Origin of the sequence: Flavobacterium ammonificans, assembly GCF_020885975.1 — a bacterium.
Classification (GTDB): Bacteria; Bacteroidota; Bacteroidia; order Flavobacteriales; family Flavobacteriaceae; genus Flavobacterium; species Flavobacterium ammonificans.
Map to the genome: position 1 here is coordinate 1,301,328 of NZ_AP025183.1, position 24,691 is coordinate 1,326,018.

Below are 24,691 nucleotides of genomic sequence, written 5' to 3' on the forward strand. Positions count from 1 at the left end.
TTTGGAATCCATCAAATGATTAAGTGCTTTATAAATCTCTGGACCCGAGCCTTAAGGCGAACAGGCGCAGCAAATTGTTGCTCAATTTCCGTTACTCGTTTTGTTAATTCTTCATACGTCAGTGCGAATTTTCGAAGCGAAACAAAACTCCGCATGATGGCAATATTAATTTCAATGGCTCTTTCATTGTTCAATACACTTGAAAGCATTGCTACGCCCTGTTCTGTAAACGCAAAGGGCATGTATCTTATTCCTCCTCTGTTTGAGGTCACAATTTGTGACCTCAAACATTGAAATTCTTCTTCGGTTAATTCAAACATAAAGTCTTCAGGAAACCTATTGATATTTCTTCGTACCGCTTGTTTTAAAACTTTAGTGCTTGTTTCGTACAATTCAGCTAAATCAAAATCGAGTAGCACTTTGTGACCTCTAATTTCGATAATTTTTTGGGTAATGATTTGGGAGTTGGGCATTTAATTCAAATTAGTTTTCAATTCAGTTCATTAGCAATTTTATAACGTTCTTCATTATTTTTTGTGCGAAGGATTATTTCGCCTAAAAATCCAGCTAGGAATAATTGCGAACCAATGATCATAGCGGTTAACGCGATATAAAACAGTGGATTATTTGTTACCAATATGGTATCGTAACCCGAGTACAAACGGAATAATTTGACACCAATAATCAAACCTGTAGATACAAAACCAATGATAAACATTAACACGCCCACAGCTCCAAAAAAGTGCATAGGTCGTTTCCCATAACGTGATAAAAACCAAATGGTAATTAAATCTAAAAACCCATTGATAAATCGGTTCATGCCAAATTTGGATTCACCGTATTTTCTGGCTTGATGTTGTACTACTTTTTCGCCAATTTTATTAAAACCTGCATTTTTTGCTAATACAGGTATATAACGGTGCATTTCTCCTGAAACTTCTACGTTTTTCACTACCGCATTTTTGTATGCTTTTAGACCGCAATTGAAATCATTCAAATACACACCCGAAGTTTTTCGAGCAGCCCAGTTGAATAATTTGGAAGGCAAATTTTTAGCAACAACAGAATCGTAGCGTTTCTTTTTCCATCCCGAAACCAAGTCAAAGTTTCCATTGGTAATCATGTCATATAATCCAGGAATTTCTTCCGGGCTATCTTGCAAATCAGCATCCATAGTAATGATAACATCTCCTTTGGCTTTGGCAAAACCTGCATGTAAGGCTTGCGACTTGCCAAAATTCTTCATGAAACGAATTCCTTTTACATTCGAATTTTCCTGAGCAAATTGTTCGATACACTGCCAAGAATTATCTGTACTACCATCATCAAGGAAGATGATTTCGTAAGTGTAATTATTGGTTTGCATCACTTTGACAATCCAAGTGTACAATTCGTTCAATGATTCCTCTTCGTTAAGAAGCGGGATAAGTATGGATAGATTCATGTAGTATTATTCTTGTGACTTACTTTTAAAAAATGCGGCCATAATTAAACCAAAAATTGAACTAAAAACGATGCTTGAAACAGATCCTTTTAGTAATTCAATAGTTGAAAAAGGATTACTATCTTTCATTTTTGAAATTACATCATTAATAGCCGCAGGAGGAGAATTGAATTTTTCCATCATGGCGATTGTGTTTTTTAAAGTAATTTCTTTAAGTGTGTCTTGAGCAGACGGATCGATAACATTAAATAGTAAAATATTAAAAGCAGTTCCTATTAATATAGCAATTACAGCACATATAAAGTAGGTGGTAAAGGCTTCTTTAAATGGAAAAACACCTTTTAATTCTTTTTTAGTTTTAGAAAGCAATACAATTCCTAAAACTAAATAAATCATAATACTTAGAACACCAACCCACCAAGAAACAAAAAAGTTCAAATCTATTGCATAAATAGAAGCAGTGATTAATGAAGAAAGTATACCTACTAAAACACCAAATGTGATACCATTTCTTTTTATAATTTCGTTTATCATGACTTTGTAGTTTTAAATTAATCTACAAATATAGTAATTCCGAGTTTATTTGCTGCTAAAAATCAGTATTAAGCCATAGTTAAAAAAAGTAAGTTAAAGATTTGTTTATTGAAAAATAAGTGTAAATTTGCAGTCTCAAAATAATAATGTAAAACAAAAAGTTATAATCGGTTTATACCTTTTCTGTTAGAAGAAAAGCTTCAAAGCAAGATTATAATTGAATTTAATAAAAAAGAATTACGATGAAAAAAGGTGTACACCCAGAAAATTACAGATTAGTTGCTTTTAAAGACATGTCAAATGATGACGTTTTTATTACTAAATCTACTGCTGATGCTAAAGAAACAATCACTGTTGATGGTGTAGAATATCCAGTTGTTAAAATGGAGATTTCTAGAACTTCTCACCCTTTTTACACAGGTAAATCTAAATTAATTGATACTGCAGGACGTATCGATAAATTCAAAACGAAATACGCGAAACACGTTAAATAATTTTAATTTGTTTTTTTACTATACTAAGCCTCACAATTTGTGAGGCTTTTTTTATGTAAATCTTTGTAACTTTGAGCCTTTATAACTTTGTAAAAATTTAAAATGAATTATATTCTTTTCGACGGTCCCTCTAGAAATGCCCTTTTGCCTTTTACTTTCACACGTCCCGTTGCCGATATTTTAATTGGAATTTTGACAATTCGTCAAAAATGGGAAGCTTACTTAGGATCTACTACCACCACTTTGACCGAAGAATATCTTTTAGATAAATTTCCAATGGTGGAAATGGAGCAGAACGTAATGATTAATGCTTCTTTTTTGCCTAACGCTTCTTTAGTTGAATTGATTCAAAATTTAAAATCGAATCAAGCTATTTTTAAAGGAGATGAGGTTATTGCTTTCTTTACGAATGAAGAGCAAGAAGAGGTTGATTTTGATACGTATGAAATAGTCGAATTTTCAGGTGACTGTTTGACGGTTCAAAATACCTGGGATATTTTTTCTAAAAATGATGCGGCTCTTCGTGCCGATTTTGAGTTGGTAACTCAGGATAGAAAATCGCAACCCATTCCAAAAACAGTGAATACAATTGCTCCTGAAAATATTTTTATCGAAGAAGGAGCCAAATTGGAGTTTGTTACATTAAATGCTTCCACAGGTCCAATTTACATTGGTAAAAATGCCGAAATTATGGAAGGCGCTGTAATTCGTGGTCCGTTTGCTTTATGCGAAGGAGCAGGGGTTAAAATGGCTGCCAAAATTTACGGAGCAACTACTGTAGGACCTTTTTCTAAAATTGGAGGCGAAGTGAACAACTCGGTTTTATTTGGCTATTCTAATAAAGGGCATGATGGATTTTTAGGCAATTCGGTTTTAGGAGAATGGTGTAATATTGGCGCTGATAGTAATAATTCCAATCTTAAAAACAATTACGAGGAAGTAAAATTATGGAGTTATGAAACCGAAGGTTTTGCAAAAACAGGTTTGCAATTTTGTGGTTTGATTATGGGAGATCATAGTAAATGCGCAATAAACACTATGTTCAATACAGGAACTGTTGTGGGTGTAAGTGCCAATATTTTTGGTAGTGGTTTTCCGCGTAATTTCGTACCGAGTTTTTCATGGGGAGGTGCTGCAGGATTTACTACCTATACAACTAACAAAGCTTTTGCTACAGCTAAGTTAGTTATGAGTAGAAGAAATCTTGAATTCGATGAGAAAGAGCAAGCCATTTTAGAACAGGTTTTCGAACAAACAAAAAAGTGGAGAAAAGAGTAAATAAGTATACATAAATTGTAATAAAAAAAACTCGCATAATAGTATGCGAGTTTTTTTATTTATTTAAGTCTTATAAATTGATCTTTTAACTTTACTTCCTTCATTCTCTTATCGTCAGGATTTTTTCGATACAATACAATCTCACTTTCTTTATTTCCCGAAATTAAACTTAATTTAGTGATGATGTTGTTTAAAGTGGTTTCTCTGCGTTTAGTTGTACTTGAATAATTTTCTGTAATTTCTTCTTGTTCAAATAAATTGTTTAATGAGTTAAGCGGAATATAGTCAGCTTGGTTTTTAATTAAATGTAAAATGATTTTTAATTCATTGGCATCAAAGGCGTCGATAATTTTACCCTTAAAGAGTAATTGTTGTGAAGCACTGTCAAATAGCAAGCTATTATTAGAATTAATGGTGCCTTTTATTTTTAATTTATAAAACAGATAGAAAAGAAACAATACGAGACCAATTAATAGAAACGAATACATCCAGGTTGAATATGGTGTAGTTATAAACGTTTCTGTGTATATTGGATTTACTAAAATTGTTTTTAATTTTAATCGAATAATTTTACTAGAAGCATTCGTGCTTAAGAAATGTAATGCTACTAATTCTTGAGATTTTTCATCAAAATAAATGAATTTAGGTAGAATAAGTGAAGGAAGTAAATACTTTTTAATGGTGTTATTCTCAATATCAATCTCTAAAAGTTTATTATCAGAACCACGGCTCAGCATGTACATTTTTGAACCAACTTGAAAGTTGATGTGGTTTTCTATTGAGTTGTACTTGGTATCATATACGCCTTCTTTGCTCCATTTCATGGATTTAAGATTGAGTTTCCAAACTAAATCGTCGGCAAATTTTTGTCCAAAATAGAAACTATCAGGGTCTTCTGACCAGCCACCAAAAACGTATAAAGCATCTCCCATCAAAACAATATTAGCATCGCGTCTTGGAGACGGAAATTCATTGCCAAAAGTTTGAATAGACATCCATTCTCTTGATTTAAAAATATATTTAGTTAGAATGTTTTTGTAAGTAAATAACCCATAACCTCCAAAGTAGTATATCTCGTTCTTGTATACGAAATTAGAAGATCCAAATTGATTTTGATGTAAAAACGATTTATCAATGCGCACAATAGAATCATTACGCCATTCTAACACTGGTCCGCAACCATTGTGTGCAAAATAATTCTTGCCTTTAATTTGAAAAGCGTTGTATCTAGAAATTATTTCAGGATAATTAGAATGCTTTAATCGCTGAATTTGCTCAGGGTTGTTTCTGTAAAAAATGGAATCATGTTCAATGACAATTGCGTCATTGGTTTTTGCATCTTTAAAAAGAAAACTTTCCCCTTTGTATTTGTCAGTTTGAGAAAATCCTTTTGGAGAGGTATGTAAAAGTACTAGATAGAAAATAATTAAAAGCCTATTCATAAATCCCGAATTGTTTAATTTTTTTCTAAAATACAAAAAAATAGTACACTACAAAACCACCGTTGGTTCTAAATTAAGATTTCCCCTAACTTCGTTCACTATACTGATGAATTCGTATTTCAATTTTTTAGGAATTCGCTTTTCAATAATCATATTATTTTTCAACACAATTTGAAGGCGGTAACTTTTGAAATCAAGAGAATTCATTACCAAAAAGTTGATTGTAAAAATTACAATTGAAAAAACAGATAATTCTAAGTTCAAGTAATTCAAACAAAAAAGAGTGAAAATAAAATAACTGATAAGAAATATTTTCAAAACGAATTGACGCTGATGTACACTAATGTGAATTTTTGATACATCAGAATATGGAATTTGTTCTTTATTATTAGATCTAGGATTCAAAATAATGCCATTGTTTGATATGCTTATTATGGCTGTGGTTTCTTTTGAAATCATAACATGTGGGGTTTTGGTTAATGAAGAAAATAGTAGGGATACTTTCTTAGATGTAAAATTCAGCAAAAGATTCTGTACTCTTCAAAAAAATGCACGAAACAATATTTTCTGCTATTTTCCGTGACTAAACAGTTGTTAATCAAATAGGATTATTTATTTAATTTAACTCCAATAATAGGTTTTGTCCATTTTTTTTACTTTTTGGACTATAGAAAGTCTGTTTTTAATGGCTTCTTCTAGCTATTTGATGTCTTATTTTGATTCAACTAGAGTACTTTTTTTAAGCAGTATCTGAAATTCCAAATGGGTTTGAAATTAATTTTTTTGTCTATGATTAATAAAGAGGAGAATTGAATTATATTTGCGCCTTCTAAAAATAGAGGTCGGATTATCGATTTCTCAATCCACTAAAACCAATAGGTAATGATTACAGTTAATGATATTTCTGTCCAGTTTAGCGGAACAACACTTTTTAGTGAAGTTTCTTTTGCAATAAATGAAAATGATAAAATTGCCCTTATGGGTAAAAATGGCGCCGGAAAATCGACGCTTTTAAAAATTATTGCAGGACAAAGTAAACCTACTACGGGTTCGATTTCGGCCCCAAAAGAAGCAGTAGTGGCTTATTTGCCTCAACATTTATTGACAACGGATGGCGCAACTGTAATTGAAGAAGCGTCTAAGGCTTTTGGCGAAATATTTAAAATGAAAGCTGAAATTGACGAAATAAATGAGCAATTGACCGTTCGTACGGATTATGAAAGTGATGACTACATGAAGTTGATTGAGCGTGTTTCTGATTTGAGTGAGAAATACTATGCTATAGAAGAAGTAAATTACGAAGCTGAGGTAGAAAAAATATTAATCGGTTTAGGATTTGAGCGTACTGATTTTACGCGACAAACATCTGAATTTTCTGGCGGTTGGCGAATGCGAATTGAATTGGCTAAAATTTTATTGCAAAAACCCGACCTGATTTTGTTGGATGAGCCAACAAACCATATGGATATCGAAAGTATTCAATGGCTAGAGGATTTTTTGGTAAACCAAGCTAAAGCTGTAGTGGTGATTTCGCACGATAGGGCTTTTGTTGATAATATTACTAATCGTACTATAGAAGTTACTATGGGACGTATTTATGATTATAAAGCCAAATATTCTCATTATTTGGAATTGAGAAAAGACCGACGTATGCACCAGCAAAAAGCGTATGATGAGCAACAAAAAATGATTGCTGATAATAGAGCGTTTATTGACCGATTCAAAGGTACTTTTTCAAAAACAGATGCTGTACAATCGCGAGTTAAGATGTTGGAAAAACTAGAAATAGTTCAAGTTGATGAGGTGGATACATCTGCATTGAAACTGAAATTTCCTCCGGCTGCACGTTCAGGACAATATCCTGTAATTGTAAAAGAATTATCGAAATCGTATGGTGACCATGTCGTTTTTAAAGACGCTAATTTGGTTATTGAGCGTGGACAGAAAGTCGCTTTTGTTGGAAAAAATGGAGAAGGTAAATCGACTATGATTAAAGCCATTATGAAAGAAATTGGCATTGATAGCGGAAGTGTCGAAATTGGTCACAATGCTCAAATTGGCTATTTTGCTCAAAATCAAGCGGCTTTATTGGATGGAAATGCCTCTATTTTTGAAACTATCGATGATATTGCTGTGGGTGATGTTCGTACCAAAATCAAAGATATTTTAGGAGCGTTTATGTTTCATGGTGACGATGTGACCAAGAAAGTAAAAGTCCTTTCAGGAGGAGAGAAAACACGTTTAGCGATGATTAAATTGTTGTTAGAACCTGTTAACTTATTGATTTTGGATGAGCCTTCCAATCATCTGGATATGAAAACCAAAGATATAATTAAAGACGCCTTAAAAGATTTTGATGGTACTTTGATTTTAGTATCTCACGATCGAGATTTCTTAGATGGATTAGCTACTAAAGTTTTTGAATTCGGAAACAAAAGAGTGGTGGAACACTTTGAAGATATTGCGGGTTTCTTGGCACATAAAAAAATGGAAAACCTTCGAGAAATCGAGAAGTAGTTTTTATCGGAACCGACTTTCTTTATTTCTATTCAAATCTATTCTTCTGAAAAATATCCTTATTTTTACCTGTAAGTAATGGCTTTAACTATGGATACTAATAAGATTTCGGTGTATTGCATGCCTGGTTTAGCGGCTAGTTCGTTAATATTTGAGCGTATTGCATTGCCTGAATCTGTTTTTGAAGTGCATCTTTTAGATTGGGAATTGCCTTTAGGTAACGAACCTTTAACGGATTATGCTAAACGAATGTCAGAGAAGGTTACAGCTCCTAATCCGGTATTGATAGGTGTCTCTTTTGGGGGTATTCTGGTTCAGGAAATGGCTGCATTTTTGAATCCTTTAAAAGTAATCATTATCTCAAGTGTCAAATCTAATGCTGAGTTTCCTCTTCGAATGAAGATAGCAAAGACTACTAAAGCATACAAATTAATTCCCACTTCTATATTTGCAAATATTGAAAAATTAAGTACATTTTCTTTTGGAAAGTCCATCACTCAGCGATTAAAATTATATGAACGCTATTTGTTGGTTCGCGAGGTACATTATTTGGATTGGGCAATCGAGAATGTAATTTTATGGGAGCCAAAACAACTAAACCAAAATGTAATTCATATTCATGGTGATGCCGATGAAGTGTTTCCCATTGAAAATATAAAAAAGTGTATTGTAGTTAAAGGCGGTACACATGTCATGATTTTAAGTAAATACAAATGGCTCAACGAAAATCTTCCTTTGTTAATTCAAGGGAATTAGAAGTACTAAATTCAATTCAATTCAATATCCAATGATTAAATCAACAAATATTTTTCGTAAATCAGTTCTTGTTATTGGCGTAATGCTAATTAGTGGTCTTTTTATTTTTGCATCCAAATTAGAATTACCTTCTATATGGATTGCCCAATTCAATCCTAATTATTTTCCTGCTAAAATTGATTTTGCTGGAGAAGCAGTGCCTTTGCAAATTGCTGATGTACAAGAGCGTTTGGATAGAGAGTTATTAGTGAATAAACATTTGAACGCTTCGACTTTATTAATTTTAAAAAGAGCGCGCCGAGCATTTTCGGTAATTGAACCTATTTTAAAGAAAAACGGAATTCCGGATGATTTTAAATACGTTGCTGTGATTGAGAGTGGTTTGGTTAATGCTGTTTCTCCGGCTGGAGCCAAAGGAGTTTGGCAATTTATGCCTGAAACGGCTAAAGAAATTGGTTTAGAAGTGAACGAAAATGTAGATGAGCGTTATCATTTAGAAAAAGCAACAGAAGCAGCTTGTGCTTATTTCTTGAAAGCTAAAGAGAGATTTGGCAATTGGACTTTAGTAGCAGCATCCTACAATGCCGGTGGAAGTGGCATCAAAAAACAAATGGATATTCAAAAAGTAACTAATTATTACGATTTATTGTTGAATGACGAAACTTCTCGTTATGTTTTTAGAACCTTAGCTTTAAAACAAATTATGCAAAATCCAGAACAGTATGGTTTTCCTATTGGCGAAGAAGAAAAATATCGAATAGTGCCAACAAAGAAAATTACTATTGATACCACAGTTAACGATTTAGCTAGTTTGGCAATACAACAAGGGATAAATTATAAAATTCTAAAAATTCACAATCCTTGGTTGCGAGCCACTAAGTTGGTCAATCCGACCAATAAAAAATACCAACTAGAAATTCCTTTGGAAGGGTATTAACTAATTGAAAATATGTCTTGGGAAGTAATGAATAGGTGAGGTAAACGAGTTAAGAATTAAAGACGAGAACATAAGCAGGACAACTGTCAACCTGAACTTGTTTCAGGTTCTAAATTAATTGAATTTAAAATGGCTAATAGGGTATACCATAATTATTGGGTGTATATTATAACGAATAAACCTAATGGACTTCTTTATATTGGAGTCACAGGAGGTTTAGATGATAGAATGGAGAGGCATGTTAGCGGAGAAGGATCAAAATTTACCTCAAAGTACAAGTTGAAAACTTTAGTCTATTTTGAAGAATTTCAATATGTTAATGATGCAATTTCTAGAGAAAAACAATTAAAAAATTGGCACAGAAAGTGGAAGATAAATTTAATTGAGGAATCTAATCCTAACTGGATTAATTTATGGGAACAATTAGATTCTGAAACAAGTTCAGAATGACAGACGTATTATATATACTATATTATCTGTCAACCTGAACTTGTTTTAGGTTCTAGAAAATCTATATTTTCTTCATTTGCTCTTTCATCATACTGATTTGTTCTTTCAGCATGTTTTGTTTGTCCAGCTTTTTAGCTTCATTCAATAATGAAGTTGCTTCTAGTTTACGTCTTCTAGACATAGCAATACCAGCTAGGTTTAATTTGGCAACAGCCAAATCCATATCCATAGACAATCCTAATTCGATAGCTTTTTTGAAAAATTTCTCTGATTGGTTAATGTTGGTTTGCGAAAGCATAATTCCATGCAAGTAATTAAAGTACCCTTGCTGTTTTTGAATTAAAGCGCCTTCTGGATTTTTTATTTTATCCAACCATTTTCTAGCGCCTTCAAAATCTTGCTTTCTTAACTTTAGAAAGGCCAATAAAATGAATTCGTTTTTGAAATATAAAAAAACTGGTATGATTGATAGTAATAAAAGGAATATTCCATTTCCGATGTTACTTTCAGTAAATTGCCAAATGCCAGCAGCTACAATAAGTCCGGCAAGAATAAGTTTGATATTTTTGTGAAACATAATAGGTTTGAATTTATGATTGCAAAGATAGTAAAAGGAATTAAAAATATTTTTATAAAACTACTTGCTAGAAAAAAAAGTCTTTGTATATTTGCACTCGGTTTTCGGGTAACGGTTATTCAAAAACTACAAGACATATAAATAAAGATTTTAAAGATACAAACCAATGAGCAAAAGAACGTTTCAACCATCGAAAAGAAAAAGAAGAAATAAACACGGATTTATGGACAGAATGGCTTCTGCTAATGGAAGAAAAGTTCTTGCAAGAAGAAGAGCTAAAGGAAGACATAAATTGACTGTTTCTAGCGAACCTAGACACAAAAAATAATGGTTATTCTATAATCAATATAAAGCCGTTACTATTTTTTAGTAACGGCTTTTTTTTGAATATTTAAACTAACTTTGGGTTGGTTGACCATAAAAGAGTTTCCACTACATACGATACAATCATAAAATAAAGTTTACAACAACACACTAATACTACCAAAATGCCAAAAGACACATCCATAAAATCCGTTTTAATAATAGGTTCAGGTCCTATCGTAATTGGTCAAGCTTGCGAATTTGATTATGCAGGTTCTCAATCAGCACGTTCTATTCGTGAGGAAGGAATCGAAGTGATATTAATCAACTCGAATCCGGCTACAATTATGACAGATCCTTCGATGGCCGATCACGTTTACTTGAAACCATTGACAACTAAGTCGATTATTGAAATCTTAAAAGCACATCCGCAAATTGATGCGGTTTTGCCAACAATGGGTGGGCAAACGGCGTTGAACTTGTGTTTAGAAGCAGAAGAAAAAGGAATTTGGGAAGATTTTGGGGTTCGTTTGATTGGGGTTGATGTGAACGCCATTAATATTACCGAAGATAGAGAGCAGTTCAAACAATTATTAGAAAAAATTGGTATCCCTGCGGCACCAGCAAAAACAGCTACTTCGTTCTTACAAGGAAAAGAAATCGCACAAGAATTTGGTTTTCCATTAGTAATTCGTCCATCGTTTACCTTGGGTGGAACTGGAGCTGCTTTTGTACATAGCAAAGAAGAATTTGACGAAAAACTAACTTACGGTTTAGAAATGTCGCCAATTCACGAAGTTTTGATTGACAAGGCTTTGTTAGGTTGGAAAGAATACGAATTAGAGTTATTGAGAGATAAAAATGACAATGTTGTTATTATCTGTTCTATTGAAAATATGGATCCAATGGGAATCCACACGGGAGATTCTATTACAGTTGCACCAGCGATGACATTGTCGGATACGACATTCCAAAAAATGCGTGATATGGCAATTTTGATGATGCGAAGCATCGGAAATTTTGCTGGAGGTTGTAATGTACAATTTGCGGTTTCGCCAGATGAAAAAGAAGATATTGTGGCGATTGAGATCAATCCTCGTGTTTCTCGTTCTTCGGCATTGGCATCCAAAGCAACGGGTTATCCAATTGCTAAAATTGCTTCAAAATTAGCTTTAGGATACAACTTAGACGAATTACAAAATCAAATTACAAAATCAACTTCGGCTTTATTTGAGCCAACATTGGATTATGTAATTGTAAAAATACCACGTTGGAACTTCGACAAATTTGAAGGTGCTGATAAAACTTTAGGACTTCAAATGAAATCAGTAGGTGAGGTGATGGGAATTGGACGTTCGTTCCAAGAAGCTTTACACAAAGCCACACAATCATTGGAAATCAAAAGAAATGGTTTAGGAGCTGACGGAAAAGGATATACCAATTACGAACAAATTATCGAAAAACTAACTTATGCGAGTTGGGATCGTGTTTTTGTGATTTATGATGCTATCGCAATGGGAATTCCGTTGAGTCGTATTCACGAAATCACAAAAATTGATATGTGGTTCTTGAAACAATATGAGGAATTATTCACTTTAGAGAAAGAAATTACTACATATAAAGTAGATTCTTTACCGAGAGAATTATTGTTGGAAGCTAAGCAAAAAGGATTTTCAGATAGACAAATTGCCCATATGATGGGTTGTTTAGAAAGTCAGGTGCATAGTTTACGTATGGAGTCTAAAATCAAGCGTGTTTACAAATTAGTGGATACTTGTGCTGCCGAGTTTAAGGCACAAACTCCGTATTATTATTCCACTTTCGAGGCTGAAATTGAAAAGCCAAATGGAGAACGTTATGTTCATAATGAAAGTATTGTTACTGATAAAAAGAAAATCATTGTTCTAGGTTCAGGACCAAATAGAATTGGGCAAGGAATTGAGTTTGATTATTCTTGTGTGCACGGGGTACTTGCAGCTAAAGAATGTGGATACGAAACGATTATGATTAACTGTAATCCTGAAACGGTTTCGACTGATTTTGATACGGCGGATAAATTGTATTTTGAGCCAGTTTTTTGGGAGCATATTTATGACATTATTCAACACGAAAAACCAGAAGGTGTTATCGTGCAATTAGGAGGTCAAACTGCCTTGAAATTAGCAGAGAAATTATCTAAATACGGAGTGAAAATTTTAGGAACTAGTTTTGATGCTTTGGATTTAGCCGAAGATAGAGGACGTTTCTCTGATTTATTGACCGAATTAAATATTCCGTTCCCTAAATTCGGAATTGCTGAAACAGCTGATGAAGCAGCCGCACTAGCAGATACATTAGATTTTCCATTATTGATTCGTCCTTCGTATGTGTTAGGTGGACAAGGAATGAAAATTGTCATCAACAAACAAGAATTAGAAGAACACGTAATCAATTTATTGAAATCGATTCCAGGAAATAAATTGTTATTAGATCATTATTTAGATGGCGCTATTGAAGCTGAAGCTGATGCGATTTGTGATGCGGATGGCAATGTTTACATCATCGGAATTATGGAACACATTGAGCCTTGTGGCGTACACTCAGGCGATAGTAATGCGACTTTACCTCCATTTAACTTGGGTGAATTTGTGATGCAACAAATTAAAGATCATACCCATAAAATAGCAATTGCGCTTAAAACCGTTGGTTTAATCAACATTCAGTTTGCTATCAAAAATGATGTTGTTTATATTATTGAAGCCAATCCAAGAGCGTCTAGAACCGTTCCTTTTATTGCTAAAGCGTATGGGGAACCTTATGTGAATTATGCTACCAAAGTTATGTTAGGAGCTAACAAAGTCACTGATTTTACATACAATCCACAGTTGAAAGGATATGCTATTAAGCAACCTGTTTTTTCTTTCAGTAAATTCCAAAATGTCAACAAAGCATTGGGACCAGAGATGAAATCAACAGGAGAAAGTATTTTGTTTATTGACGACTTGAAAGACGACCAATTCTATGAATTGTATTCTCGAAGAAAAATGTATTTGAGTAAATAAAAAAACAGATTTAGAATTAAAAAGCCTCTATGCGGAGGCTTTTTTTATGATTACTTCTGAAAGAAAAAAATGAATTTTCAATAGTAATATTAATTAGCGTAATACCATTTTTTATTTTACATTTGTTTAATTAAAACAAAGAAAGGATGAACAACGTTAAAAACGTATTCAGTATCAAAGATCTAGAGAATTTATCTGGAATTAAAGCGCATACTATTCGTATTTGGGAAAAACGATACAACGTTTTGGAGCCTATGCGTACTGATACTAATATTAGATTGTACGATTTAGCTAGTTTGCAAAAGTTGCTTAACATTACTTTACTTCATGACTTTGGATATAAAATATCTAAAATTTCCAAATATCCACCGGAAACAATTCCTGCTTTAGTTCGTGAAATTGTTACTAATAAAACAGCCAAAAGTCATGCGATAAGTGAGTTTAAGATAGCCATGATGAATTTTGATCAAGAGTTATTTTTCAACACTTACGATTGGTTAACCAAAGAGAAATCATTTCAAGAAATATTTTATGATGTTTTCTTGCCACTGATGAATGAGATCGGTATGTTGTGGCAAACAGATACTATAACCCCATCACACGAGCATTTTATTACTTTTTTGATCAAGCAAAAATTACTCATTCAAACAGAACAATTACAAATACGCAAACCTACCAAAACAGATAAAGTTTTTGTATTATCTTTACCAATGAACGAAATTCATGAATTAGGATTGATGTATCTTAATTATGAAATTCTTACCAAAGGATATAAAACCATTTATCTAGGTGAAAGTGTTCCAATTGATAGTTTGAAATATTTAAAAAATCATTTTGAGTCTATTGTTTTTGTTTCGTACTTGACAGTGCAGCCAGATAAAGACAATGTAAATGAGTATATAACTGAAATGAAACAGGTGTTAGAATCTGACACTACTTCGCTTTGGTTTATAGGACGAATGGTGGCTCATATCGATCCAGCAATCGTTGATGAAAAGATGCAAGTATTTCAATCTATTGAGGCGTTAGTAAGTAGTATTTAATAAAAAATAGTCTTTACGTTTAATGATACAACAAAAAACAATCACAATAATAGGTTCTGGTTTTTCTTCTTTAGCGGCAGCAAGTTATTTGGCGCAAAGTGGTCATAAAGTAACTGTTTATGAAAAAAATGACAGTATTGGCGGTAGAGCTCGCCAACTCAAAATCGATGGATTTACCTTTGATATGGGGCCAAGTTGGTACTGGATGCCTGATGTATTTGAACGTTTCTTTGCTGATTTTGGCAAAAAAACGACTGATTATTATGAATTAATTAAACTTTCACCTGCATATCGAGTATATTTTGGAGTTGATGAATTCATCGCAATTGCAGATAATTTACCTGAAATTGTTGCTACTTTTGAATCTATTGAAAAAGGGAGTGGTGCGGTTTTAGAAAAGTTCATGTTGGAAGCGCAATCGAATTATGATATAGCAATTAAAGATTTAGTATATCGCCCTGGAGTTTCTCCATTGGAATTAATCACAGTGGAAACGGCTAAAAAAGTAGGCCAATTTTTTAGTAACATCAGTCGAGATGTTCGTAATAAATTTAAAAACGAAAAATTGATTCAAATTTTAGAGTTTCCAGTTCTTTTTCTTGGTGCTAAACCATCGGATACCCCTTCGTTTTATAGTTTTATGAATTTTGCCGACTTTGGTTTAGGTACTTGGCATCCAAAAACAGGAATGTTTGATGTGGTTCGTGGTATGGAAAGTTTAGCTGTCGAATTAGGGGTGAAATTTGTAACTAATGCTGCTATTGAAAAAATTATTGTTGAAAATAAAACAGCCAAAGGAATCGTAGTTAATGGAACCGAAATCTATTCCGATGTAGTTTTGAGTGGTGCGGATTACCATCATACAGAAACATTACTAGAAGAACAACACCGTGCTTATTCTGAAAAATATTGGGATAGCCGTGTATTTGCTCCTTCTTCATTATTATTTTATGTAGGTTTCAATAAAAAAATTCAAAACATTTCGCATCACGCTTTGTTTTTTGATACTGATTTTTACCAACATGCTAAAGATATTTATGACGAACCGAGATGGCCTGATGAACCATTGTTTTATGCTAATTTCCCATCTTTGACAGATGCTTCAGCAGCACCCGAAGGAATGGAATCTGCTTTCTTTTTAGTTCCCTTAGCCCCAGGAATTGAAGATACTGAAGCGTTGCGTAATGAATATTTTGACAAAATTATGGATCGTTTTGAGTCGTTAACACAACAAGAAGTTCGATCTAGCATTATAGTTAAACAATCTTTTTGCAAAAATGATTTTGTAAGCGAATACAATTCGTACAAAGGCAATGCATACGGGATGGCTAACACTTTATTGCAAACCGCTTTTTTAAGACCCAAATTGAAAAGTAATAAAGTTGGAAACCTGTATTTTTCAGGTCAACTAACCGTACCAGGGCCAGGTGTACCTCCAGCATTAATTTCTGGAAAACTGGTGTCCGAATTAATTGATAAACAATTTTCAAAAGCATAACATGAAGCAGTTATTTGATGACGTATCTTTTAAATGTAGTAAGCTAGTAACTAAAAATTACAGCACTTCATTTTCATTAGCAGTCTACATGCTTTCTCCAAGCATAAGAGAAGCCATTTATAGTGTCTACGGATTTGTTCGTTTTGCCGACGAGATTGTAGATTCATTTCATGGCTTTGAAAAAGAAACTCTTATTCACGATTTTGAAAAAGAGTATTATAAAGCGTATCATTCTGGAATTAGTTTAAATCCAATTTTAAATTCATTTCAATTGACTGTAAAACGCTATAATATTTCAGATGATTTGATTCAAGCATTCTTGAAAAGCATGAAGTTGGATTTGGTTAAATCAGACTACCAAACTAAAGAAGAATATGAAGAATACATATACGGTTCTGCTGATGTGGTAGGCTTAATGTGTTTGAAAGTTTTTGTTGACGGCGATACTAATCAATACAATCTACTTAAAGATGAAGCGATGCGATTAGGGTCGGCATTCCAAAAAGTCAATTTCCTTCGCGATTTAAAAGACGATAACTTGGTTCTTAACAGAACTTATTTTCCAGGTGTGGATTTAAACTCTTTTGATGAGCAGTCTAAAAAAGCAATTATTAATGAAATTGAAGAGGATTTTAAAGTTGCTTTTCAAGGAATTACCAAGTTGCCAATTGAAGCTAAATTTGGAGTTTATACAGCCTATGTGTATTATAAAAAATTATTAAAAAAGTTAGAGAAAACTCCTAGTGACAAAATTGGCACTGCAAGAATTCGAGTTTCTAATTATACAAAAGCGGGCTTACTAGCCCAATCTTTTGTTACCTATAAATTAAAATTAGTTTAAAATTAAATTATTATTACAATGAACGAAATCCAGTTTTTTCTGATTTTCCTTGGGACTTTTTTGATTATGGAGTGTGTAACTTGGTGTACACATAAATTTGTAATGCATGGATTTATGTGGTATTTTCATGAAGACCATCATCAACCAAAATATGCCAATGTTTTTGAACGTAACGATGTGTTTTTTGTCATTTTTGCTATTCCAAGTATTGCTCTTTTTTACTATGGTGTAGAGGGTGGATTGAATTATAAATTCTTTATTGGCTTAGGGATTATGTTTTACGGATTGTGCTATTTCATGATTCATGATGTATTAATTCATCAACGATTTAAATGGTTTAAAAATACCAATAACAAATATTTGATTGGATTGAGAAAAGCGCATAAAGTGCATCACAAGCATTTAGGTAAGGAGCACGGTGAATGTTTTGGAATGTTGTTTGTGCCTTTCAAATATTATAAAATATAATCATATGAAAGTATATTCATTAAAAGCGGAACAGTTTGTTAATGCCAGTATTCAAGAATGTTGGGCTTTTTTTTCAAATCCAAGAAATTTACAAAAAATCACACCAACTGATATGGGATTTGAAATCACTGATTTTGATGAAAAAAGTATGTATGCAGGACAAATTATACAATATAAAGTTTCTCCACTTTTTGGAATTAAATTAAGTTGGATGACTGTTATAACTGTGGTAAAGGAGGAAAGTTATTTTGTAGACGAACAGCGTTTCGGGCCTTATACACTTTGGCATCACAAGCATTTTTTTGAAGAAAAAGACAATGGAGTCCTTATGACAGACTTGATTCATTATGCCTTACCATTAGGTTTTTTGGGTAGAATCATGAATGCTTTGATAGTGAAAAACAAACTAAAATCCATTTTTAACTACCGAACAATCAAAGTAGACGAATTATTTAATACAAAATAATGACTAAACAAGAAGTTGTTTTTTTTTGGTTTCGACGTGATTTACGTTTGGAAGATAATGTAGGTTTGTTCCATGCTTTACAATCAAAATATCCAGTAATTCCATTATTTATTTTTGACGAAACTATTTTGGAACGTTTACCAAAAAATGATCCAAGAGTTGGTTTTATTCATGAATCACTTTCTAAAATTCATCTTAAATTACAAGAAACAGCTAGTTCTCTTTTGGTTCTTAAAGGAAAGCCTGAATTAGTTTGGGAAGCATTACTTCAAGAGTATGCCATTCAAGAAGTAGTTTGGAATAAAGATTACGAACCCAATGCCATGCAACGTGATGCAGCGGTAACTGATATTCTTCAATCAAATGGAGTAGGAGTAGCGACCTATAAAGATCAAGTCATTTTTGAAAAAGAAGAAATTGTCAAATCAGATGGGTTACCCTATACTGTATACACTCCCTTTAAAAATAAATGGTTGGAAAAATACAAAACTATAGCACCAGTTATTGAATACGATGCTAGTCCGTATTTTTCTAATTTTTTCAAAAGTAAATTTGATCTTCTTTCTTTGGAAGAAATTGGTTTTGTTCCAAGTTCGATTAAAGTAAAACCTCACAATTTAAAATTGGTTGCTACCTATCACGAAACAAGAGATTTTCCAGCTTTAGATAGTACATCTTATTTGTCACCTCATTTGCGTTTTGGAACCGTTAGTGTTCGTAAATTAGTCAATTGGGCGGTACGTAAAAATGATGTTTTTTTGAGTGAATTGATATGGAGAGAATTTTTCATGCAAATTTTATATCATTTTCCTAAAGTTCAAAATAAGAATTTTAAGTCGGCTTACGATGGTATTCAATGGCGCAATGACGAATCTGATTTCAAGCGTTGGTGCGAGGGTAGAACAGGATATCCAATGGTAGATGCTGGAATGCGTCAGCTCAACGAAACGGGTTATATGCACAATCGAGTTCGTATGGTAGTCGCAAGTTTTCTATGCAAGCATTTATTAATCGAATGGCAGTGGGGCGAAGCCTATTTTGCTGAAAAGTTATTAGATTACGAAATGGCATCTAATGTTGGAAATTGGCAGTGGGCAGCTGGAACTGGTTGTGATGCAGCTCCTTATTTTAGAGTTTTTAATCCTGAAATTCAGCAGAAAAAATTTGACGAAAAGGGAATTTATATTCGACAGTGGGTTAAAGAATTTGATTTGGGTTATGACCAACCTATGGTAGATCATGCTATGGCTAGAGATCGCGCTATTGCGACTTATAAAGCAGGGATTCTAAAATAGCTTTATAAAAAAAACTCCCGAAAACTGTTTATAGTAATTCGGGAGTTCCAACCTAACTCTAACCTAAAAAACAACTAATATATTAACTCAATTTACTTGTAATTAAGCTAATAAACTCTTTACGCGTTTTGTCTTTTTCAAAAGCTCCAGTAAACGATGAAGTGGTTGTAACTGAATTCTGTTTTTGAATGCCACGCATTTGCATACACATGTGTTGTGCTTCTATAACTACCGCTACACCAAGGGGTTCTAATGCCTCTTGAATACAACATTTAATTTGATCTGTCAAACGTTCTTGAACTTGCATTCTTCTTGCAAATGCATCAACGATTCTAGGGATTTTACTTAAGCCAACAATTTTCCCGTTGGGAATATAGGCTACATGTGCTTTCCCAAAGAAAGGCAACATATGGTGCTCACACATAGAATACACTTCAATGTCTTTCACCACAATCATTTGTTGATGGTCTTCAGTAAACAAAGCTGATTTTAATATTTCTAATGGATCTAATTCGTAACCATGAGTTAAATATTGCATCGCTTTTGCTACTCGTTCAGGAGTTTTCTCTAATCCTTCGCGCGTAACATCTTCTCCTAAATTTTCAATAATCGTTTTATAATTATTAGAAAGTAATTCAGTAACCTCAGTATTGTATTGTTCTATTTTTTCGTAATTTTTCATGTAAATTGATGTGGGGATATTTAATTATATTTTAAAACTGACAATACCGTAATCCATTTCAAAAATTTGTCCGGAAATTGATTTTGCTTTTTCTGAAATCAAGAAATCTGCCATTTCAGCTACTTCTTGTGGCTGTAAATAGCCTTTCATAGGATGGCGTTCTACCATATTTTCTTTCATTCGGTCGTTTCTTAAAATCCCTGCCGCCAAGGTAGTTTCGGTAATCGTTGGTGCGATAGCATTGATACGAATACTAGATGCTAATTCTGCACCAAGAGATTTAACTAATCCTTCTACACCCGCTTTTGCTGTTGCAATACTGGCATGAAAAGGCATTCCTAATTTAGCTGCCACGGTACTAAACAATAGGACAGAAGGTTGGTTTCCCTTTTTCAAAGCAGCTAAGTATTTTTGAATCACTTTTACTGCTCCAATTACATTGATTTCAAAGTCATTTCTAAAATCATCAATACTTAAGCTACCAATTGGTTTTAAAGTAATTGATCCTGGACAGTAAATTAAAGTGTCCAAACTTTCGATTTCTGGTAATGCATCTTGCAATACATCTAAACTGTAATGTTCTAGATTTGGATGGCTCATTTCAGGAGCAGTACGACTGATTGTATACACCTTATTTTTTTCCAATTGTTGTAACAAAATGGCATTACCAATTCCTTTACTTCCTCCAACTATGAGTATATTTTTCATTAATTAATTATTTATCGTTTTGCTATTTTGTTGTTGTTTATTTGTCTTTGGCGCGAACATTTAAAACGGCCTTCTCTAAAATCGCGTAATTTTTCATGTTTGGTTTTTCTACCCTGAACTCTTGCTCGCCACATTCTAAAACTTGAAGGTTTCATCTCGGCACGCATCAAGTCAATAACATCTTGTTCTTTTAAACCAAACTGCAGTAAAATGGCATCAAAAGTGGTTCTGTCTTCCCAAGCCATTTCAATGATGCGGTCTTTATCGATATCAGTTAATTCTCTTTTCATTAGCTATATTTCTGATAGTTATGTACTACAATCTCAGCTTTTAAATCAAATAGTAAGTTGTACAAACCAAAGAAGGTTCTGTTCATGTAGATAAAATGTTTGGAACCACGATTTCCATTCATTTTTCTTAGATTGGTATCATTGGCAAAACGCTCTCCTAATTGTGCTATTTTTTCAAAAAACATTTCGTCTGAAAAATCAAAAGTTTCTGATTGAAAAGGCTGAGTAAATAATGTTAGCAAGTCATAGAACATGGAAGTAAAATAAGCTACTTCTTCAGGAGTATCATCAATACGTAAAATTTCTAATTCGAATAATTTTTCGTTAAAAAGTACTTGATTATCAATGACCTCTTTTTTAATTAACTCAAAATAAGGCGTGTAAAACTCTTTTGGAATTGCTTTCATACATCCAAAATCTAGAGCAACTAGCTCATTATTTTCGTTAACTAAGAAATTTCCTGGATGAGGGTCGGCATGCACTTTGCGCAAGACATGTATTTGATACATATAAAAATCCCATAATGCTTGTCCTAACTGATTTCCAATTTCACCATTGGTATTTTCCTTCGTAAACTCAGACAAGTGTGATCCTGTCATCCAATCCATAGTAATTATTTTCTCAGAAGAATAGTCACTGTAATAGTTTGGAAAAACCAAGTGATTTATTTTAGAACAAGCCGCTACGACTTCTTGACTTTGTTTTAGTTCTAATAAATAGTTGGTTTCTTCAATTAACTTGTCTTCAACTTCTTTGAAATATTTATCTGAATCTTTGCCTTGTAAATTAAACATTCGAATAGCAATTGGTTTCACCAAAGCCAAATCAGAAGAAATACTATTTGCCACTCCTGGATATTGAATTTTCACGGCCAATTTTTTACCATCTTTAATTGCCAAATGGACTTGACCAATACTCGCTGCATTGACTGAGTTTGGATTGAACTCGTCAAAGATTTCATAAGGTGTTTTGCCTAAATTCGATTTGAATGTTTTTAACACTAAAGGTGCTGAAAGTGGCGGAACTGAAAATTGAGACAATGAAAATTTTTCCACATAGGCTTGAGGAAGGAAACTTTTATCCATACTCAACATCTGTGCTACTTTCAAGGCGCTTCCTTTCAAACTTTTCAGTCCATCATAAATATCCTCAGCGTTATCTTCATTTAATTTATCACGATTGAGTGAAGGATTCACTACTTTTTCGCCATAATATTTTAAATAATTAACACCTACTTTGGCACCTGTTTGTACTAATTTACTAGCACGTTGGATTTTAGAAGTAGGAATATAATCAATAGTTTTCATTTAGTTGTGTTGTATTTTTTCTTTAAAAAGAAATTTCCCGAAATCAATTAGACTTTCTAACGGAGCAGTATTCATTAATTCAAACGACGCCTTCACGGATTTTTCAATATAGATGTCTGTTTTTTCAAATGCAGCTGAAGTGTCGTCCAGCCAAAACTTTAATGTCATTAACAACTGAATCCAAGCTGATTCTTGCAACGCCTTTTCCTGGATGTCTTGAAAACGTTCTTGTTTCAATCGGTATTCATCCGAAATAATAGAACTAACAAAGTCTTTGAAACCATTTCTCAAACCGCTTAGTTGCATTAATCCTTTTAGCATAGTGCTATTTTCTTTTAAGCTAAGGACTACATAACTTCTGTTTGCCGTCAGTAATTCAAAGAAGGTGAAGTAAAAACTAAGCATTTTACTTTTCATATCGTAGTATTCGTAATCTTTATCTTTTTCTAATAATTCAATTGTCTTAGATAGAAATTGATTGAACACTTCCTTCTCAATTCCTTCCATACCGCCAAAGAATGTATAAAATTCAGCTTCTGTAAATCCATTTTCTTTTGCAAAATGAAATACTGATTTAGGTTTTGAATTGTGCTCTAAAGTACTTTGCATATAGAATGAAATTACTTTTTCTTTAGTTAGAGTAGATTTTTTAGTAGCCATTTTGATTGCTTTTCAAATTAGAGCATAAAGATACAAAATGTTTAACAATATTGTAATAAAGTTAAACAAAAATATTTTCATATATTTGTGTTAAAATAATTCAAACCACATTATGTTAGAAGAGAGAAAAAATGTTGTAGTTACGGGTGGTACAGGTTTTGTTGGTAAAAAATTAACCCAATTACTGTTAGATAACGGATATTCAGTAACGATTCTAAGTCGTACTGCTAAAGAATATTCAGCTGGAGTTTCCTATGCTCAATGGAATGTTGAAGATGGAACAATTGACGAACAAGCTATTTTAGGCGCCAATTATATTATACACTTAGCTGGAGAAAATATAGGCGCTAAACGTTGGACAAGGAATCGGAAGAAAGCAATTCTAGACAGTAGAGAACAATCTACTCAATTACTGTTGGCTACTTTACAAAAATACAACAAACAACTGGATGCTTTTATTTCAGCTTCGGGTGTTGGAATTTATGGAGCTATTACTGATGATGTTTTGTGTTCAGAAACTACTCCTGCTGCCAATGACTTTTTGGGAACGGTATGCCAGAAATGGGAATCGGCTGCTCAACCTATACGTGATTTAGGTATTCGTACAGTATACATTCGTACGGGTTTGGTTTTAGGAAAAGGCGATGGTGTTTTACAGCAATTAGTTCCACTTTTCAAATTGAGATTGGGTAGTGCTATTGGTTCAGGAAAACAATTTATGCCATGGATACATATTGATGATTTATGCCGAATTTATTTGGAGGCTGTAATCAATCCTGAAGTTCAAGGACCCTACAATGCAGCCATTAATGATAGTACTACGAATTCGATTTTCTCAAAGACTTTAGCTTCAATTTTGGGTTATAGTATTTGGTTGCCAAATGTTCCTGCATTTTTACTGCAAATTGTTTTAGGAGAAATGGCACAATTAGTGCTTACAGGACGTAGAGTAACATCAAACAAAATTGAGGCTATTGGTTTTAAGTTTGAATTTACACAATTGAATCTCGCTTTAAAAAATTGTTTGGATAAATAATTTATTGCAAGGAACATTCAAGATGTGTTTGGACTTTTTTGGATATTTTAGGTAAAATCATACTAGGAATTTTGATTTCAAAATCATCAGTATTAAGTATAAAATCAGCTGTAACCTGTAGTTGATTTTTTGTTTTTTTGAAGATTCCAGAAACAGTGATTGGTTTTGAAACTCCGTGAATTTTAATGGTGCCATTTATCTTTAAAAAAGTCCCCTCCGGCGAAATTTTGTCGAGATCAAAATTGGGTACTACCCCTTTAAAACTAGCCCTAGGATATTTATCACTTTCCAAATAAATTTCATTGAAGTGAGTATGCATCAAATCTCTTTTGAATTTAAAATCTTTTATTTTTAAGAAAAATACAATAGAGTTATCTTTTAGATTCAGTGTACAGTTTACAGCATTGTTTACAGCACTGATTTCCTCAAATAAAGGCACTGAAGCTTCAAAAAATACTTTTCCTGAAGTTGTTTCTAACTTCTTTTGTGCCAATACATAGATGCAATTGAATAGTATTACTATTAGAATTATTTTTCTCATAATTCAAAAATTTAAAATACAATTTACAATAAATAGTTGAATAAAAAAAGTAGGGTTTTGGTTTGTATTAAAGCATGGTAGTT

The 24,691-nt window shown here is 33.0% G+C and carries 27 protein-coding genes; 15 read left to right on the forward strand and 12 right to left on the reverse strand.

What is annotated here, in order from left to right:
* Positions 1–11 precede the first annotated feature (11 nt).
* Genes LPC23_RS05850 through LPC23_RS05860 form a run of 3 tightly spaced genes read right to left on the reverse strand, consistent with a single transcriptional unit; the run spans position 12 to position 1,978 of the window.
* Positions 12–473 (reverse strand): ORF6N domain-containing protein, encoded by a 462-nt coding sequence (locus LPC23_RS05850; RefSeq protein WP_229328811.1) that lies wholly within the window; start codon positions 471–473, stop codon positions 12–14.
* Positions 474–490: 17 nt separating this feature from the next.
* Positions 491–1,444 carry a glycosyltransferase family 2 protein gene (locus tag LPC23_RS05855; protein WP_229328813.1) on the reverse strand — a complete coding sequence of 318 codons (954 nt, stop codon included), beginning with the start codon at positions 1,442–1,444 and terminating at the stop codon, positions 491–493.
* A gap of 6 nt (positions 1,445–1,450) precedes the next feature.
* Entirely contained in the window at positions 1,451–1,978 is a 528-nt protein-coding gene (locus LPC23_RS05860; protein ID WP_229328815.1) for a DUF4199 domain-containing protein, read from the reverse strand.
* A gap of 242 nt (positions 1,979–2,220) precedes the next feature.
* On the opposite strand from LPC23_RS05860, the gene LPC23_RS05865 reads away from it, so the two are divergent.
* Positions 2,221–2,472 carry a type B 50S ribosomal protein L31 gene (locus LPC23_RS05865; protein ID WP_229323531.1) on the forward strand — a complete coding sequence of 84 codons (252 nt, stop codon included), beginning with the start codon at positions 2,221–2,223 and terminating at the stop codon, positions 2,470–2,472.
* Positions 2,473–2,574: 102 nt separating this feature from the next.
* Positions 2,575–3,750, forward strand: a complete 1,176-nt coding sequence (locus tag LPC23_RS05870; RefSeq protein ID WP_229328817.1) for a GlmU family protein — start codon at positions 2,575–2,577, stop codon at positions 3,748–3,750.
* Positions 3,751–3,809: 59 nt separating this feature from the next.
* On the opposite strand, the gene LPC23_RS05875 is transcribed toward LPC23_RS05870, so the two are convergent.
* Positions 3,810–5,192: a Kelch repeat-containing protein gene (locus tag LPC23_RS05875; RefSeq protein ID WP_229328819.1), complete on the reverse strand. Its 1,383-nt coding sequence runs from the start codon at positions 5,190–5,192 to the stop codon at positions 3,810–3,812.
* A gap of 48 nt (positions 5,193–5,240) precedes the next feature.
* Entirely contained in the window at positions 5,241–5,651 is a 411-nt protein-coding gene (locus LPC23_RS05880) for a hypothetical protein (RefSeq protein ID WP_229328821.1), read from the reverse strand.
* A gap of 423 nt (positions 5,652–6,074) precedes the next feature.
* Here LPC23_RS05880 and LPC23_RS05885 point away from each other — a divergent pair, with 423 nt between their 5' ends.
* The 4 genes from LPC23_RS05885 (at position 6,075) to LPC23_RS05900 (ending at position 9,852) form a co-directional block, all read left to right on the forward strand.
* Positions 6,075–7,709: an ABC-F family ATP-binding cassette domain-containing protein gene (locus tag LPC23_RS05885; protein ID WP_229328824.1), complete on the forward strand. Its 1,635-nt coding sequence runs from the start codon at positions 6,075–6,077 to the stop codon at positions 7,707–7,709.
* Positions 7,710–7,799: 90 nt separating this feature from the next.
* On the forward strand, positions 7,800–8,465 hold the full coding sequence (locus LPC23_RS05890; protein WP_229328827.1) for an alpha/beta hydrolase family protein: 666 nt from the start codon (positions 7,800–7,802) through the stop codon (positions 8,463–8,465).
* A 31-nt stretch (positions 8,466–8,496) separates the two neighbouring features.
* Entirely contained in the window at positions 8,497–9,402 is a 906-nt protein-coding gene (locus LPC23_RS05895) for a lytic transglycosylase domain-containing protein (RefSeq protein WP_229328829.1), read from the forward strand.
* 129 nt (positions 9,403–9,531) lie between these two features.
* Positions 9,532–9,852 carry a GIY-YIG nuclease family protein gene (locus tag LPC23_RS05900; RefSeq protein WP_229328831.1) on the forward strand — a complete coding sequence of 107 codons (321 nt, stop codon included), beginning with the start codon at positions 9,532–9,534 and terminating at the stop codon, positions 9,850–9,852.
* 61 nt (positions 9,853–9,913) lie between these two features.
* Here the strand turns inward: LPC23_RS05900 and LPC23_RS05905 are convergent, their stop codons facing one another.
* The gene (locus LPC23_RS05905; RefSeq protein WP_229323547.1) at positions 9,914–10,429 is read right to left on the reverse strand and encodes a DUF2892 domain-containing protein; all 516 of its coding nucleotides are present in this window, start codon (positions 10,427–10,429) and stop codon (positions 9,914–9,916) included.
* A gap of 166 nt (positions 10,430–10,595) precedes the next feature.
* On the opposite strand from LPC23_RS05905, the gene rpmH reads away from it, so the two are divergent.
* The 8 genes from rpmH (at position 10,596) to LPC23_RS05945 (ending at position 19,384) form a co-directional block, all read left to right on the forward strand.
* On the forward strand, positions 10,596–10,757 hold the full coding sequence (gene rpmH, locus LPC23_RS05910; protein ID WP_008464848.1) for a 50S ribosomal protein L34: 162 nt from the start codon (positions 10,596–10,598) through the stop codon (positions 10,755–10,757).
* Between the two features lie 160 nt (positions 10,758–10,917).
* The gene (gene carB / locus LPC23_RS05915) at positions 10,918–13,773 is read left to right on the forward strand and encodes a carbamoyl-phosphate synthase large subunit (RefSeq protein WP_229328832.1); all 2,856 of its coding nucleotides are present in this window, start codon (positions 10,918–10,920) and stop codon (positions 13,771–13,773) included.
* 146 nt (positions 13,774–13,919) lie between these two features.
* On the forward strand, positions 13,920–14,816 hold the full coding sequence (locus tag LPC23_RS05920; protein WP_229328833.1) for a MerR family transcriptional regulator: 897 nt from the start codon (positions 13,920–13,922) through the stop codon (positions 14,814–14,816).
* A 22-nt stretch (positions 14,817–14,838) separates the two neighbouring features.
* Positions 14,839–16,314 carry a phytoene desaturase family protein gene (locus tag LPC23_RS05925; protein WP_229328834.1) on the forward strand — a complete coding sequence of 492 codons (1,476 nt, stop codon included), beginning with the start codon at positions 14,839–14,841 and terminating at the stop codon, positions 16,312–16,314.
* A gap of 1 nt (position 16,315) precedes the next feature.
* Positions 16,316–17,155 carry a phytoene/squalene synthase family protein gene (locus LPC23_RS05930; RefSeq protein WP_229323555.1) on the forward strand — a complete coding sequence of 280 codons (840 nt, stop codon included), beginning with the start codon at positions 16,316–16,318 and terminating at the stop codon, positions 17,153–17,155.
* Between the two features lie 18 nt (positions 17,156–17,173).
* Positions 17,174–17,623 carry a sterol desaturase family protein gene (locus LPC23_RS05935; protein WP_229328835.1) on the forward strand — a complete coding sequence of 150 codons (450 nt, stop codon included), beginning with the start codon at positions 17,174–17,176 and terminating at the stop codon, positions 17,621–17,623.
* Between the two features lie 4 nt (positions 17,624–17,627).
* The gene (locus tag LPC23_RS05940) at positions 17,628–18,089 is read left to right on the forward strand and encodes an SRPBCC family protein (protein WP_229328836.1); all 462 of its coding nucleotides are present in this window, start codon (positions 17,628–17,630) and stop codon (positions 18,087–18,089) included.
* On the forward strand, positions 18,089–19,384 hold the full coding sequence (locus LPC23_RS05945; protein WP_229328837.1) for a cryptochrome/photolyase family protein: 1,296 nt from the start codon (positions 18,089–18,091) through the stop codon (positions 19,382–19,384). Before LPC23_RS05940 ends, LPC23_RS05945 begins: the two co-directional genes overlap by 1 nt.
* 82 nt (positions 19,385–19,466) lie before the next feature.
* On the opposite strand, the gene folE is transcribed toward LPC23_RS05945, so the two are convergent.
* From folE to LPC23_RS05970, 5 genes are read right to left on the reverse strand one after another with little or no spacing between them, the layout of a single operon-like run.
* Positions 19,467–20,066 carry a GTP cyclohydrolase I FolE gene (gene folE, locus LPC23_RS05950; RefSeq protein WP_229323563.1) on the reverse strand — a complete coding sequence of 200 codons (600 nt, stop codon included), beginning with the start codon at positions 20,064–20,066 and terminating at the stop codon, positions 19,467–19,469.
* A gap of 24 nt (positions 20,067–20,090) precedes the next feature.
* A complete protein-coding gene (locus LPC23_RS05955) occupies positions 20,091–20,774 on the reverse strand; it encodes an SDR family NAD(P)-dependent oxidoreductase (protein WP_229328838.1) in 684 nt (227 codons plus the stop codon).
* An 11-nt stretch (positions 20,775–20,785) separates the two neighbouring features.
* Entirely contained in the window at positions 20,786–21,064 is a 279-nt protein-coding gene (locus LPC23_RS05960; RefSeq protein ID WP_229328839.1) for a TIGR03643 family protein, read from the reverse strand.
* Entirely contained in the window at positions 21,064–22,371 is a 1,308-nt protein-coding gene (locus LPC23_RS05965; RefSeq protein ID WP_229328841.1) for an ABC1 kinase family protein, read from the reverse strand. Before LPC23_RS05965 ends, LPC23_RS05960 begins: the two co-directional genes overlap by 1 nt.
* Positions 22,372–23,031, reverse strand: a complete 660-nt coding sequence (locus tag LPC23_RS05970) for a TetR family transcriptional regulator C-terminal domain-containing protein (RefSeq protein WP_229323572.1) — start codon at positions 23,029–23,031, stop codon at positions 22,372–22,374.
* Between the two features lie 112 nt (positions 23,032–23,143).
* Between LPC23_RS05970 and LPC23_RS05975 the strand changes: the two genes are divergently transcribed.
* Complete coding sequence (locus tag LPC23_RS05975; protein WP_229328843.1) at positions 23,144–24,067, forward strand: TIGR01777 family oxidoreductase; 924 nt, start codon at positions 23,144–23,146, stop codon at positions 24,065–24,067.
* 1 nt (position 24,068) lies between these two features.
* On the opposite strand, the gene LPC23_RS05980 is transcribed toward LPC23_RS05975, so the two are convergent.
* A complete protein-coding gene (locus tag LPC23_RS05980) occupies positions 24,069–24,608 on the reverse strand; it encodes a YceI family protein (RefSeq protein ID WP_229328845.1) in 540 nt (179 codons plus the stop codon).
* Positions 24,609–24,691: the final 83 nt, after the last annotated feature.

Bases quoted from the DNA above. Each gene is read 5' to 3' on its own strand.
- LPC23_RS05880 (WP_229328821.1), bottom strand. From the start codon at position 5,651: ATGATTTCAAAAGAAACCACAGCCATAATAAGCATATCAAACAATGGC.
- folE (WP_229323563.1), bottom strand. From the start codon at position 20,066: ATGAAAAATTACGAAAAAATAGAACAATACAATACTGAGGTTACTGAA.
- LPC23_RS05980 (WP_229328845.1), bottom strand. From the start codon at position 24,608: ATGAGAAAAATAATTCTAATAGTAATACTATTCAATTGCATCTATGTA.
- LPC23_RS05955 (WP_229328838.1), bottom strand. From the start codon at position 20,774: ATGAAAAATATACTCATAGTTGGAGGAAGTAAAGGAATTGGTAATGCC.
- LPC23_RS05895 (WP_229328829.1), top strand. From the start codon at position 8,497: ATGATTAAATCAACAAATATTTTTCGTAAATCAGTTCTTGTTATTGGC.
- LPC23_RS05935 (WP_229328835.1), top strand. From the start codon at position 17,174: ATGAACGAAATCCAGTTTTTTCTGATTTTCCTTGGGACTTTTTTGATT.
- LPC23_RS05940 (WP_229328836.1), top strand. From the start codon at position 17,628: ATGAAAGTATATTCATTAAAAGCGGAACAGTTTGTTAATGCCAGTATT.
- LPC23_RS05850 (WP_229328811.1), bottom strand. From the start codon at position 473: ATGCCCAACTCCCAAATCATTACCCAAAAAATTATCGAAATTAGAGGT.
- LPC23_RS05860 (WP_229328815.1), bottom strand. From the start codon at position 1,978: ATGATAAACGAAATTATAAAAAGAAATGGTATCACATTTGGTGTTTTA.
- LPC23_RS05960 (WP_229328839.1), bottom strand. From the start codon at position 21,064: ATGAAAAGAGAATTAACTGATATCGATAAAGACCGCATCATTGAAATG.
- LPC23_RS05855 (WP_229328813.1), bottom strand. From the start codon at position 1,444: ATGAATCTATCCATACTTATCCCGCTTCTTAACGAAGAGGAATCATTG.
- rpmH (WP_008464848.1), top strand. From the start codon at position 10,596: ATGAGCAAAAGAACGTTTCAACCATCGAAAAGAAAAAGAAGAAATAAA.
- LPC23_RS05925 (WP_229328834.1), top strand. From the start codon at position 14,839: ATGATACAACAAAAAACAATCACAATAATAGGTTCTGGTTTTTCTTCT.
- LPC23_RS05970 (WP_229323572.1), bottom strand. From the start codon at position 23,031: ATGGCTACTAAAAAATCTACTCTAACTAAAGAAAAAGTAATTTCATTC.
- LPC23_RS05945 (WP_229328837.1), top strand. From the start codon at position 18,089: ATGACTAAACAAGAAGTTGTTTTTTTTTGGTTTCGACGTGATTTACGT.
- LPC23_RS05870 (WP_229328817.1), top strand. From the start codon at position 2,575: ATGAATTATATTCTTTTCGACGGTCCCTCTAGAAATGCCCTTTTGCCT.
- LPC23_RS05920 (WP_229328833.1), top strand. From the start codon at position 13,920: ATGAACAACGTTAAAAACGTATTCAGTATCAAAGATCTAGAGAATTTA.
- LPC23_RS05890 (WP_229328827.1), top strand. From the start codon at position 7,800: ATGGATACTAATAAGATTTCGGTGTATTGCATGCCTGGTTTAGCGGCT.
- LPC23_RS05905 (WP_229323547.1), bottom strand. From the start codon at position 10,429: ATGTTTCACAAAAATATCAAACTTATTCTTGCCGGACTTATTGTAGCT.
- carB (WP_229328832.1), top strand. From the start codon at position 10,918: ATGCCAAAAGACACATCCATAAAATCCGTTTTAATAATAGGTTCAGGT.
- LPC23_RS05930 (WP_229323555.1), top strand. From the start codon at position 16,316: ATGAAGCAGTTATTTGATGACGTATCTTTTAAATGTAGTAAGCTAGTA.
- LPC23_RS05900 (WP_229328831.1), top strand. From the start codon at position 9,532: ATGGCTAATAGGGTATACCATAATTATTGGGTGTATATTATAACGAAT.
- LPC23_RS05865 (WP_229323531.1), top strand. From the start codon at position 2,221: ATGAAAAAAGGTGTACACCCAGAAAATTACAGATTAGTTGCTTTTAAA.
- LPC23_RS05885 (WP_229328824.1), top strand. From the start codon at position 6,075: ATGATTACAGTTAATGATATTTCTGTCCAGTTTAGCGGAACAACACTT.
- LPC23_RS05875 (WP_229328819.1), bottom strand. From the start codon at position 5,192: ATGAATAGGCTTTTAATTATTTTCTATCTAGTACTTTTACATACCTCT.
- LPC23_RS05965 (WP_229328841.1), bottom strand. From the start codon at position 22,371: ATGAAAACTATTGATTATATTCCTACTTCTAAAATCCAACGTGCTAGT.
- LPC23_RS05975 (WP_229328843.1), top strand. From the start codon at position 23,144: ATGTTAGAAGAGAGAAAAAATGTTGTAGTTACGGGTGGTACAGGTTTT.